Source organism: Salinibacterium xinjiangense (genome assembly GCF_014645015.1).
GTDB lineage: Bacteria > Actinomycetota > Actinomycetes > Actinomycetales > Microbacteriaceae > Rhodoglobus > Rhodoglobus xinjiangensis.
In genome coordinates, this window is sequence record NZ_BMLC01000001.1 from 900032 (window position 1) to 912961 (window position 12930).

Sequence of the window (12930 nt, forward strand, 5' to 3'; positions counted from 1 at the left end):
GCTAGTCTCTTTCCTGGTGCGTCTGTTAGGTCGGATTCCGGTAGTTCTCAGCCTTCGGGAGTGAGGTCCCTGGGCCGAGCGGATTCCTGGGCCCCACCCGTAGGGGTGGGAGTCTGTGTGCCCCGCGGGGCTGCGGGTACCGGCGTCTCGTCGAGAGCCGACCTGCGGCCTCGCGTGAGCAGCCCGATGATGGACGGCTTTCCCTGGCGCTTCGAGTACACGTCGATGCCCACGGCGAGAAGCAGCACGAGGCCCTTGATCATCTGCACACGGTCGGCGCCGACACTGAGAAGCTGAAGTCCGTTATTGAGGACGGCGATGACGAGGCCACCGATGATCGAGCCGGCGACGGTGCCGATGCCACCTGACACTGCGGCGCCACCGATGAACACGGCGGCAATCGCGTCCAGCTCCCAGCCGACGCCATCACCGGGACCGGATGCCACCGACCGGGCGATCCACAGCATTCCGGCGAGCGCGGCGATGATCGACATGTTCGCCATCACGAAGAAGTTGACCTTGCGGATGTTGACGCCAGAGAGCTCTGCCGCCCTCCAGTTGCCACCCACGGCATAGATGTGGCGACCGATGGTCGTGTTGTTCGTGAGGAACGAGTAGCCCAGCACGAGCACGCCGAGGATGACCCCCGCAACCGGGAAGCTCGTGCCGATGCGGCCCGATGCGAAGAGCAGCGTCGCGGCGACGACGACCGCCAGCACGACGACCACTTTGACGACGCTCACCCACAGCGGTGCCTGGTCTGCGCCCATCTTGGCCTGGTTCCGACGAAGGCGGCGCTCCTGCCAGATGATGGCGATGGCCACCAGGAGCCCCAGTATGAGGGTGGGGTTCGAGAAACCGAAATCCGGCCCGAAGTCGGGCAGGAATCCCCCACCGATGAACGCGAACTCGCGCGGGACCGGGATGGAGGTCGAGTTGCCGACGAACTGGTTGGCGCCGCGGAAGATGAGCATCCCGGCAAGAGTCACGATGAACGCGGGGACTCCGACGTAGGCGACCCACCACCCCTGCCATGCCCCGACGAGGGCACCGATGACGAGACCGACGATGATGCCGATGAAGACCGTGAGCAGCGAAGCGAGCCCATCGGGGAGCCCGGGGAAGCTGAGCCCCTTCATGACCTGCGCGACCACAATGCCGACGAAGGCCGCCACCGAGCCCACCGAGAGATCGATGTGGCCAGCGACAATGACCATCACCATCCCCACGGCGAGGATGAGCACGTAGGCATTTCCGTTGACGAGGTTGATGAGGTTCGTCGAGTCGAGAGTCTTGCCACCGGTGAGAATCTGGAACAGCGCGATGATGACGATCAGCGCGCCCAGAATGCCGAACTGTCGACCGCCGCCGCTGAACATCTTGCGAAGGTCTCGAATGCCCCCGGACTTCTCCGGCCTGGTTGTCACATCAGTCATAGCTTCGGGGCTTTCTTCTCGGTGGAGGTCATGCTCTTCATCAGCGTTTCCGGGTCGGCACGGTCGGCGGAGATCTCGCTCGTGATCGCACCCTCGAAGATCGTGTAGATCCTGTCTGAGACTCCCAGCAGCTCGGGCAGCTCAGACGAGATCATGATCACGCCCTTGCCCTGTGCCGCCAGCTCGCGGATGATTGCATAGATTTCGGTCTTAGCGCCCACGTCGATACCGCGGGTGGGCTCATCCAGGATCAGGATGTCGGGATCGGTAAACATCCACTTCGCCAACACCACCTTCTGCTGGTTTCCCCCGGAGAGTTTGTTGACGCCCTCGTAGACCGTCGGTGTCTTGATGCGCAGGCTCTTGCGGTACTTCTCAGAGACCTGGTACTCCGCGACCTCATCAACCACATCAGCTTTCGAGATCTTCGAGAGTTTGGCCGAGACGATCGATCGCTTGATGTCGTCGAGGAGGTTCAGGCCGAGAGCCTTACGGTCTTCGCTCACGTAGGCGATGCCGTTCTCGATAGCCTCGCCGACGTTACGGACGCGGATCTCTTTGCCATCCTTGATGAGGGTGCCTGAGAGGAAGTTGCCATACGACCTGCCGAAGATGCTCATCGCGAGCTCGGTGCGGCCAGCCCCCATGAGACCGGCGAAACCGACGACCTCACCACGCCGGACGGTGAAACTTGAGTTCTTGACGACCATGCGGTCGGCGGCCAGTGGATGCTGCACGTTCCAGTTCCTGACCTCGAAGAAGATCTCTCCGATGTGAGGATTGCGCTCGGGGAAGCGGTTGTCGAGCGTGCGACCGACCATCCCGCGGATGATGCGATCCTCATCGACACCATCGTCCCTGACGTTGAGAGTCTCGATGGTCCTGCCATCCCGGATGATGGTGATCTCATCCGAGATCGCCTCGATCTCGTTCAGCTTGTGCGAGATCATGATCGACGTGATTCCGCGGCCCTTGAGGCCGCGCAGAAGGTCGAGCAGATGCTGGGAATCCGACTCATTGAGTGCAGCAGTCGGTTCATCCAGGATCAGGAGCTTCACCGATTTGTGCAGGGCCTTGGCGATCTCGACCAACTGCTGCTTGCCGACGCCGATGTCTTTGATGAGGGTGTCCGGGTCATCCGAGAGGCCCACGCGAGCCAGCAGCTCTCGTGCCATGCTCTTTGCGGCGACCCAGTCGATCACGCCGCGCTTCGTCGGCTCGTTGCCGAGGAAGATGTTTTCGGTGATCGACAGCAGCGGGATGAGCGCGAGCTCCTGGTGGATGATGACGATGCCGGCGCTCTCGCTCTGGCGGATGTTGCTGAAGCGAACCTCGGCGCCTCCGTAGATGATGTCGCCGGTGTAGCTGCCGTAAGGATAGACGCCGGACAGGACCTTCATGAGGGTGGATTTGCCTGCGCCGTTCTCACCGCAGATCGCGTGGATCTCACCGGCCTTGACCGTGAGGGTGACATCGTCAAGCGCCTTCACACCGGGGAACTCCTTGGTGATGCCGCGCATCTCCAGGATGGTCGGCTCAGTGTTGCCTGCCAGTTCCACAGCTTGACCTCCGCGTCAGGGCCTCGCACGACCTATTAAGTGCATTGCGCCTACGAGAATCTAACCCCGCGCAGCCTTGGCGTCAAATAGTGAAGACAAGACACACCAAATCGTGATCTTCGCGCAATGTCACAGGGCCATTTGTTGTCTCATCCACCTATAACATCCGCTCAAACACGGCAAAAGGGTAGGATCTCGATGTGCAGAGTCGACACCCACCGCCGGGTTCCCAGACTTCACTACGCGAAGCCAATCGCGCTCGAATCGTCGAATCCCTCAAACGCCATGGACACCTGACCCAGGTGGAACTCGCCGGCGCGACGGGGCTGTCTGCCGCAACGATCTCCAATATCGTCAAAGAGTTGTCCGGCGCCGGCGTCGTCAACACCGCAGCCACCTCCCGCAGCGGCCGCCGCGCCGTCGAGGTCACCCTCGCACGGCGTCAGGGACTCGTCGCCGGACTGCACATCTCCAAACGACACCTTCGGGTAGCCATCTCGGACGTCGATCGTACGGTAGTTGCCGAAAACCACCTTCCATTGGCCGCGGACCACCGCCACGACCGCGAAATGGACCGTGCAGCCCTGCTCATCGGTGACATGGTTGAGGCGCTCGATGCCAGCCTGAGCGACGTACTCGTGCTCGGAATGGCACTGCCCCACCCCATCGACCCGGCCAGCGGCGTCATCTCAACCCCGGGACTAATGCGGGGGTGGGACGGCGTTGCGATCGCGGACTCGATGAGTGAGCGCATCCGGCTGCCCGTTTTCGTCGATACCGAGGCCAACCTCGGCGGCCTCGCCGAACTCAGATCCGGGGCCGCGAGAGGCTTCACCAGTGCCGTCTACATCAGGGTCGGCTACTCGATCGGCGGCAGCCTGCTCATAAATGGCTTCCCCTATAGGGGCGGATCGGGCCGTGCAGGCGAGGTCGGCCACGTCATGATCGACCCCCACGGCCCGCTGTGCGGCTGCGGTAATAGGGGGTGCCTCGAGGCGTTCGCCGGTGGACCCGCCCTGCTTGAACTGTTTCGGGGTGACCCCGGAATCCATCGCCTGCGAGACCTGCTGCTGCGTGCTGAGGCCGGCGATTCCGGCGCGCGGCGCGCTATCGCGGACGCCGGGCGTCACATCGGTGCTGCCGCAGCGACGGTCAGCACTCTCTTCGACCCGGAGCTCGTGGTGATCGGAGGCGAGATGGCTGAGGCTGGAGAACTGCTCCTCGCACCGTTGCGGCACGAGTTGGAGAGGGCGACGATCGGGGCGAATGCTCCCGAGGTTGTGACAGGAACCCTCGGTGACCGGGCTGCCGTACTCGGGTGCCTGGCAGCGGCAATCGATAACGTAGCCGCCGAGTGGAAGCCGCAACTACGATGACCAGCACGGAGTTCGACGGACCCAGCACAGTGAACGAGGCGCAGATTCGCACCGAGGAGAAACCGATGAGCCAGGCATCGCCTGCTGCAGTGACGCAGCCGACCATGCAGCCACTCGTCTCGATGAACGGCATCAGCAAGAACTTCGGAGCGATCCGTGCCCTGGCCAGCGTCGATCTCGAGGTGTATCCGGGCGAGGTCGTCGCGCTCGTGGGAGATAACGGTGCGGGGAAATCCACCCTGGTCAAGATTCTTGCCGGAGTATTCAAACCGGATGCTGGCAGCATCAGTCTCGGCGGTACGCCGGTGATCATCGGCAACACCGCCGAGGCCTACGAGCTCGGTATCGCCACGGTATTCCAGGACCTGGCGCTGTGCGACAACCTCGACGTCGTCAGCAACCTCTGGCTCGGCCGAGAACTGAACGTACGCGGCGTGCTCGATCATGTGGGAATGGAAACACGCTCGTGGGCGCTGCTTCGCGAACTCAGTGCGCGCATCCCGTCAGTGCGCGCGCGTGTCTCGACTCTGTCTGGCGGCCAACGGCAGACGGTGGCGATCGCCAGGTCACTCATCGGTGAGCCGACCATCGTCATCCTGGATGAGCCGACCGCCGCACTCGGAGTCGCTGCCGCCGCCGAGGTACTGAACCTCATCGAACGCCTGCGGGAGCGCGGTCTCGGCGTCATCGTGATCAGCCACAACATCACCGACGTTCAGGCCGTCTCTGATCGCATCATCGTGCTGCGGCTCGGGCGCAACAACGGGCACTTCCGCACCGACGACGTGACAAACGAGATAGTGATCTCGGCGATCACGGGCGCATCCGACTACTCCCGCTGACGAGCAGCGAACATGACGGATGCCCGGCCGCGAATCGCGACCGGGCATCCGAATGCTGTTGGGGTCAGCGACCACCCGAACGGCGCTTGTTGAACACGTCGAAAGCGACCGCGAACAACAGCACGAGCCCCTTCACCGCCTGCTGCCATTCGATGCCGATGCCCAGGATCGACATGCCGTTGTTCAGCACACCGATGATCAGGCCACCGATGATGGCGCCACCGATGGTGCCGACGCCGCCCTGAACTGCGGCTCCACCGATGAAGGCCGCCGAGATGGCTTCGAGCTCGAAACCGTCGCCAGCCTTGGGGCCTGCGAGGTTGAGTCGCGCCGTGAAGACCAGGCCGGCGAGCGCCGCGAGCACACCCATGTTCACGAAGATGTAGAAGTCGACCTGGCGGGTCTTGACGCCGCTCAGTTCTGCTGCGTGACGGTTTCCACCGATCGCGTAAATGTGGCGGCCGAAGACACTGCGGTTGGTGACGACGCCGTAGATCATCACGAGGACGGCGAGCACAATCAGCGTGACGGGGATGCCCTTGAACGTGGCGAGCGCATACGCGAAGGCTCCGACACCGATCGTCACGATGACGAGCTTGCCGACGAACCACCCGAGCGGCTCGACTTCTTGTCCGTAACTCTCCCGAGCACGACGGGTGCGCAGGCTCTGTATGACGAACGCGATGATCGTGATGGCGGCGACACCCATCGTCAACGGATCGACCGCGAACTCTCCGAACACGTTCGTCAGGAAGCCGTTACCGAGCGCGCGGTACTCCGCCGGGAAAGAACCGATGTTCGTGTTGCCGAGCACTACGAGCGCAAGCCCCCTGAATATGAGCATGCCGGCCAGGGTCACGATGAACGCCGGTATTCCGACGTACGCGATCCAGAATCCCTGCCAGGCCCCGACCAGCGCACCGATCACCAGGGATAGCAGGATGGCGGCCCACCAGGGCATACCGGCATCCCGGATCAACACACCGGATACGGCGCCGACGAAGGCCGCCACCGACCCGACCGACAGGTCGATATGGCCCGCGACGATCACCATCACCATGCCGATCGCGAGAATCAGGATGTACCCGTTCTGCACGATCAAGTTGGAGATATTCTGCGGGCGGAGCAGGATCCCGTTGGTCAGGAAGGAGAACAACACGACGACCGCGATGAGCGCCAGAAAGATGCCGTTCTTTCCAAGATCGGTGATGATGTGGCTCAGCGATGAGGCCAGGCGGGCGGGCGCTGGCCCCACGGCCTCGGCTGGTTTGGTGTTCGTGTCGGTCATGTTCGTACTCCTTCGGCGGGTTCTTGGTCCCGCTAGCGGGGTGATTCCATGGTCATGAGGGTGAGAACGGCTTCTGGCGTCGCCTCGGCGATCGGCAGTTCACCGGTGATCCGGCCTTCAGAGATGGCGTAGATGCGATCGCAGATCCCCAGGAGCTCTGGCAGCTCCGACGAGATGACGATGACGCCCTTACCCTCGGCCGCGAGTTTGTTGATGATCGTGTAGATCTCGTACTTGGCGCCGACGTCGATGCCACGGGTCGGTTCATCGAGGATGAGCACATCGGGATTCGAGTAGATCCACTTGCTCAACACGACCTTCTGCTGGTTACCGCCCGAAAGCTTTCCAGTCTTCGCCAGCACGGTCGGTGCCTTGATGTTCATGCTCTTGCGGTACTCGTTGGCGACCTTGAACTCTTCGTTGTCGTTGACCAAACCCAGATTCGAGAGCCGGTCCAGTGCCGCCATCGAAATGTTGCGTTTGATGTCTTCGATGAGGTTCAGGCCGTACTGCTTCCGATCCTCTGTGGCGTATGCCAGACCGTTCTTGATGGCCTCAGACACCGTGCGGGTCTGGATCTCCTGCCCACTCTTGAACACCTTGCCCGTGATGCGGCTACCGTAGCTTCGGCCGAACAGGCTCATGGCGAATTCGGTGCGACCAGCGCCCATGAGCCCGGCGATTCCGACGATCTCGCCGCGGTGCACGTTGAGGTTGACGTTGTCGACCATCACGCGGGTCGGATCCTGGGGGTGGTGTGCCGTCCAGTTCTCGACGCGCAGGATCTCTTCCCCGATGTGGGGAGTGTGATCGGGATACCGGTGTTCGAGGTCGCGCCCGACCATGTCCTTGATGATGCGCTCTTCTGTGACGTCCGACTTCCCGATCGTCTCTATCGTCTTGCCGTCACGGATGACCGTGACCGAGTCCGCGATCTTCTTAATCTCGTTCAGTTTGTGGCTGATGATGATCGACGTGATCCCCTGCTGCTTGAGGTGCAGGATCAGGTCGAGCAGGTGATCGGAGTCTTCATCGTTCAGGGCCGCGGTCGGCTCGTCGAGGATGAGCAGCTTCACGCGCTTGGAGAGGGCCTTAGCGATCTCGACGAGCTGCTGCTTGCCGACGCCGATGTCCATGATCCGAGTCGTGGGATTTTCGCGCAGGCCGACGCGCGCGAGCAGCTTAGCTGCCTCGTCGTTCGTCTTGTTCCAGTCGATCAAGCCCAGGGCGCCCCTGACCTCGTTATTGAGAAAGATGTTCTCGGCGATCGACAGGTAGGGGCTCAGCGCCAGCTCTTGGTGGATGATCACGATGCCGACAGCCTCGCTGTCACGAATGTCTTTGAACGAGACGACATCGTTCTCGAAGACGATGTCGCCCTCGTATGAACCGTGCGGGTAGACCCCGGACAGCACCTTCATCAGGGTGGATTTACCGGCGCCGTTCTCACCGCAGATGGCGTGGATCTCGCCACGACCGACCTCGAGGGTCACTTCCTGGAGGGCTTTTACGCCCGGGAACGTCTTGGTGATGGAACGCATTTCCAGGATGTTGGTCGTCACGGGCTTCCGGCTTCCTTGTCGAACGGCTTGAGGTGAGCGTAGTGGTTCGAAGTGCCGGTGGCGGGGATGTCCTCCCCGCCACCGGCGGTGGTGTTGCTGGTTCTCAGAGCTGGATTACAGGCCGAGCTCCGCGGCGGTCCAGTATCCGGTGTCGACGAGAGCTTCCGTGACGTTGTCCTTCGTGACCTGGATGGGCTCGAGGAGGTAGGACGGAACAACCTTGACCTTGTTGTCGTAGGTCTCGGTGTCGTTGATTTCCGGCTTGTCACCGTTCAGCACGGCGATAGCCATCCCAGCGGCGACCTTCGCGAGTTCGCGAGTGTCCTTGAAGATGGTCGCGTACTGCTCCCCCGCCAGGATTGCCTTGACCGAGTCGACCTCAGCGTCCTGGCCCGAGATGATCGGCCATTCTGCGCCGACCGAATATCCGGCGTCGGTGAGCGCGGAAATGATTCCACGCGAGATGCCGTCATACGGTGAGAGAACAGCGTTGACCTTGCTGCCATCCGAGTAGTTCGCCGTGAGGAGGTCCTCCATGCGGCTCTGTGCCTCGGCGCCGTCCCAGCGAAGGGTAGCGGCCTGCTCGATATCGGTCTGCGTCGACTTGACGACGAGCGTCTTGTCATCGATGTACGGCTGGAGGACATCCATCGCGCCATTGAAGAAGAAGAACGCGTTGTTGTCGTCGAGTGATCCAGCGAACAGTTCGATGTTGAACGGCCCGGCAGGAGCTCCGTCGATCGGGGTTCCATCGAGCTCGGTGAGGCCGAGCCCGTTGAGGACCGTCCACGCCTGCTGCTGGCCGACCAGGAAGTTGTCGAACGTGGCGTAGTAGTCGACGTTCGGCGAGTCCACGATCAGGCGGTCGTACGAGATCACGGGGATCTTGTCACCCGCTGCGGTCTCGAGCACGCTGGTGAGGGTGGTGCCGTCGATCGCGGCGATGATCAGGGCTTTCGCGCCCTTGGTGATCATGTTCTCGACCTGGCTGACCTGGGTGGGGATGTCGTCTTCTGCGTACTGCAGGTCGACGGTGAAGCCCTGGTCTTCCAGGGTCTTCTTGAGTGCGTTGCCGTCGGCGATCCAGCGCTCAGACGACTTCGTCGGCATAGCAACACCGATGAGGCCGCCGTCACCGCTTCCGGCGTCGCTGCCGCCACCGGCAGCCGGAGCGCAGGCCGCGAGGCCGACAACCATGGCAGCTGCAGAGACGAGAGCGAATGCAGTTCTCTTCTTCACTGTGATTCCTTTCGATTAATGGACGTCATTGTCTTTTCTGGTGCAATGCGCTCGATCTCGTCCATGAAGATCGAGCCTCTGGCCAGGACGGGTCCTGGGGAGTGTGAGGGGACGTTCACGCCATTGACCTCTGGGCGTCCTGTCCGTAGTCGTTCTGGTAGCGGTGGAAAAGTGCGTCGATCGCATCCTGCGGGATGGCGATGGTCTGGCCGCCGGCTCTCGCGAGCTGAACGGTCCGGGCCGCGTCTTCGACCATGACCGCGGCCTTGACGGCATCGCGCGGGCTGTGGCCGATGGTGAATGGGCCGTGATTTTGCATGAGCACGGCCCGCGAGCGGTGGCCCGTGAGGGTGTCCACTATGCCGTGCCCTATGGAGTCGTCACCGATGATCGCGAACGGCCCCACCGGGATCTCACCGCCGAACTCATCGGCCATGGCAGTGATAACACACGGGATCGCCTCGCCGCGAGCCGCCCATGCGGTCGCATACGGGGAATGGGTGTGAACGACGCCGCCGACATCCGGCATATTCCGATAGACGTATGCGTGAGCAGCCGTATCGCTCGAGGGCTCACGTTCGCTACCGGGAGTGTTGGCCACGATGACACCGTCGAGATCGCACACGATCATGTTCTCGGGGCTCAGGTCGTCGTAGGACACCCCGCTCGGCTTGATCACGAAGGCGTCGGCCCCGGGGACGCGGCCAGAGATATTGCCTCCGGTCCAGACCACAAGTCCGTTCCGAACCAGCTCGGCATGAAGTTGCGAAACCTCCTCGCGAGTCCTGGCGATAGCAACTTCGACCTCAGGCGGAAAGGCGCTCATGCCGCGACTCTCTCGTGCTCGCTGAGGTAGGGCATAAGACTCCGTTGTCGTGAGGATGGCAATCATGCGAACGGATGTGACCGTTTCGCATTACCTGACTGAGACTACACGCGAAACGGTCACATGTGTCAAGACGCCGAGATAACCGAATGGTCACGATCAGCGGGCAGGCGGCGCTGTCGAGCGACGAATGACGAGCTCCGGCATGATCTGGCCGTGAGTGGCGGTGCCTCCCTGCAGCTCTGTGAGGAGCAGCGACACCGCCCGTCGGCCGATCTCCGGAAAGTTCTGGCGAACCGTCGTCAGGGGTGGAAAGAAATGGGCGGCCTCGGGGATGTCGTCGAATCCCACCACACTCATATCCCCCGGAACGCTGAGGCCCGAATCCCAGCACGCGTGGATAAAGCCGAGAGCCATCTGGTCGTTGCCGGCGAACATCGCGGTGAAGTCTTTCAGGCGCAACAACTCCAGCCCTGCGTAATATCCGAAGTGCGCGCTCCAATCCCCCAGGATCGGTGCCCGAGTGCGCAGGTCTTTATCGTTGAGCGCCTCGAGATACCCCTGCATCCTGGCCTCGGCCTCGATCCAGTCCTGCGGACCCGAAATGTGCATGATCTCGGTGTGTCCTAGGTCGATCAGGTGTTGCGTGGCGAGGCGCCCTCCGGCGACCTGGTCGACCGACATGCTGCGATCGCCACCGAGGTCGGCGTTCTGCAGAGTGACATACGGAACCGTGATGTCGAGTTCGCGGATCGCTTCGAGCACCCGCACCTGGGGGGCGATCACCACGATCGCCTCCACGGCCTGCATCTGCAACTGGTCGAGTGCAGCCTTGATCGACGGGTACTCGTTCGATGCGATGCTCGTGATCGTGATGCGGTATCCAGCCTCACGCGCCGCGTGCTCGATTGCCGTCACACTCGTGGTCGGACCATAGTCAGCGTTCTGCGCGGTCAGCACACCGATCGTGCGGGACCGGCTGGTGACCAGCGCACGCGCGGCCTGGTTCGGCCGGTATCCAATCTCCTCGATGACATCGAGGACCCGCTGTTTCGTCGACTCGCGGATGCTCACGTGCTCGTTGAGCACTCGCGACACGGTCTGGTACGACACGCCGGCGAGGCGTGCCACATCACGGATGTTGGGCGCACGAACCTTCTCTGGTTCCACCTGACACGCTCCGCGCTCCGTTGTTTGTGTACGTTCACATTCCCGTCCTATTATGCACGCGCGGCAACGGGCACACGACGGTACTGGAGCGGGAAGCCCTACAACGCCTGGTTCAAGCGGTAATAGGCGGCGTTCCAGCGAACCTCTTTCTGAAACCCACGAATCGTCGTGTCCTCATCGATGACGAGCAGTTCGGTGGATGCCATGTCCGCAAAATCGCGGAACACCTCCACCCCCACCTGGGTCGACATAACGGTGTGGTGAGCCGCCCCGGCGGTGAGCCATGCCGCCGCTGACGTGGCGAAGTCGGGCGCAGGTTTCCAGACCGCGCGACCGACCGGGAGGTTGGGCAAAGGTGCATCCAGTGGCACGTTCTCGACAACATTGGCGACCAGACGGAACCTGTCGCGCATGTCACTCATAGCGACCACTACGGCAGGGCCCGAGTCGGCGGTGAAGACGAGTCGCACCGGGTCTTCCTTGCCACCGATACCCAGCGGGTGGATCTCGAGACTCGCGCGCTCACTCGAAAGTGACGGGCTCACCTCGAGCATGTGAGCCCCGAGGATCTTCTCCTCGCCAGGCGTCAGGTGATAGGTGTAATCCTCCATGAGGCTCGCCCCACCGGGCAGGCCCGCGCCCATCACGGATGCGACGCGCACCATGATCGCCGTCTTCCAGTCGCCCTCGGCACCGAAGCCGTAGCCGTCTGCCATGAGCCGCTGCACGGCCAGACCCGGCAGCTGCCGGAGAGCACCCAGGTCTTCGAAGCTCGTGGTGAACGCCGAGAAGCCGCCGGCCTCGAGAAACGAACGGAGGCCGAGTTCGATGGCAGCGCCGTAGCGAAGCGAGTCGTGACGTGCTCCGCCCTTGCGCAACTCCGCCACGACGTCGTACTGCTGCTCGTACTCTGCAACAAGTGTGTCGATGTCGGCCTCGGAGGCCGCATGAACGGCATCGGCGAGTTCGTTGACCCCCCAGGTGTTCACCTGCACGCCGAAGCGGATCTCCGCCTCGGTCTTGTCCCCTTCGGTTACGGCGACGAAACGCATGTTGTCGCCGAATCGCGCGAGCTTCATGTTCTGAGCAGCGTCCCAGCCTGCTGCCGCCCTGGTCCAGTCGGCGATCTGCACGACCACCGCCGGGTTGGAGGCGTGGCCGACCACGGTCTTTCTGGCGATGCTCATCCTGCTCAGGATGTAACCGTGCTCGCGGTCGCCGTGAGCCGCCTGGTTGAGGTTCATGAAGTCGAAGTCGATCTCGCCCCACGGCAGTGCTACATTCGCCTGCGTGTGCAGGTGCAGCAGCGGCTTCGTGAGTGAACTCAGCCCGTGGATCCACATCTTGGAGGGGCTGAAGGTGTGCATCCAGGTGATGACGCCGATCACCGAAGCGTCACTCGATGCGTCGATCATGGCACGGCGGATCGCGTCGCTGCTCTTGAGCACGGGCATCCACCTGATCGTCACCGGGATGCCGGCGGCAGCCCCGAGTGAGGCGGCGACCTCCTGCGATTGCTCGGCAACCTGGCGCAGAGTCTCCTCGCCGTAGAGATCCTGGCTGCCGGTGAGGAACCAGACGACCTTCGTCGACAGGTCGGGGATGATGCTCGTGCTCATGCGGTGTCCTTTG

The 12930-nt window shown here is 62.5% G+C and carries 10 protein-coding genes; 2 read left to right on the forward strand and 8 right to left on the reverse strand.

What is annotated here, in order from left to right; translation table 11 throughout:
* Window positions 1-47: 47 nt before the first annotated feature.
* Window positions 48-1436, reverse strand: a complete 1389-nt coding sequence (locus IEW81_RS04205; RefSeq protein ID WP_097060311.1) for an ABC transporter permease subunit — start codon at window positions 1434-1436, stop codon at window positions 48-50.
* Window positions 1433-2956 carry a multiple monosaccharide ABC transporter ATP-binding protein gene (mmsA, locus tag IEW81_RS04210; protein ID WP_097060415.1) on the reverse strand — a complete coding sequence of 508 codons (1524 nt, stop codon included), beginning with the start codon at window positions 2954-2956 and terminating at the stop codon, window positions 1433-1435. Before mmsA (IEW81_RS04210) ends, IEW81_RS04205 begins: the two co-directional genes overlap by 4 nt.
* Before the next feature lie 239 nt (window positions 2957-3195).
* Here mmsA (IEW81_RS04210) and IEW81_RS04215 point away from each other — a divergent pair, with 239 nt between their 5' ends.
* Window positions 3196-4371, forward strand: a complete 1176-nt coding sequence (locus tag IEW81_RS04215; protein WP_097060310.1) for an ROK family transcriptional regulator — start codon at window positions 3196-3198, stop codon at window positions 4369-4371.
* 65 nt (window positions 4372-4436) lie between these two features.
* Window positions 4437-5213, forward strand: coding sequence for an ATP-binding cassette domain-containing protein (locus tag IEW81_RS04220; protein ID WP_179691805.1), 777 nt, complete (start codon window positions 4437-4439; stop codon window positions 5211-5213).
* A 64-nt stretch (window positions 5214-5277) separates the two neighbouring features.
* On the opposite strand, the gene mmsB is transcribed toward IEW81_RS04220, so the two are convergent.
* The 6 genes from mmsB to araA form a co-directional block, all read right to left on the reverse strand.
* Window positions 5278-6501, reverse strand: a complete 1224-nt coding sequence (gene mmsB / locus IEW81_RS04225) for a multiple monosaccharide ABC transporter permease (protein WP_097060309.1) — start codon at window positions 6499-6501, stop codon at window positions 5278-5280.
* A 32-nt stretch (window positions 6502-6533) separates the two neighbouring features.
* A complete protein-coding gene (mmsA, locus tag IEW81_RS04230) occupies window positions 6534-8063 on the reverse strand; it encodes a multiple monosaccharide ABC transporter ATP-binding protein (RefSeq protein WP_097060308.1) in 1530 nt (509 codons plus the stop codon).
* A 114-nt stretch (window positions 8064-8177) separates the two neighbouring features.
* On the reverse strand, window positions 8178-9260 hold the full coding sequence (gene chvE, locus IEW81_RS04235; protein ID WP_097060413.1) for a multiple monosaccharide ABC transporter substrate-binding protein: 1083 nt from the start codon (window positions 9258-9260) through the stop codon (window positions 8178-8180).
* A gap of 157 nt (window positions 9261-9417) precedes the next feature.
* Window positions 9418-10128, reverse strand: a complete 711-nt coding sequence (locus IEW81_RS04240; RefSeq protein ID WP_097060307.1) for an L-ribulose-5-phosphate 4-epimerase — start codon at window positions 10126-10128, stop codon at window positions 9418-9420.
* A 159-nt stretch (window positions 10129-10287) separates the two neighbouring features.
* On the reverse strand, window positions 10288-11298 hold the full coding sequence (locus IEW81_RS04245) for a LacI family DNA-binding transcriptional regulator (RefSeq protein WP_097060306.1): 1011 nt from the start codon (window positions 11296-11298) through the stop codon (window positions 10288-10290).
* Between the two features lie 98 nt (window positions 11299-11396).
* Window positions 11397-12917: an L-arabinose isomerase gene (gene araA / locus IEW81_RS04250; protein WP_097060305.1), complete on the reverse strand. Its 1521-nt coding sequence runs from the start codon at window positions 12915-12917 to the stop codon at window positions 11397-11399.
* Window positions 12918-12930: the final 13 nt, after the last annotated feature.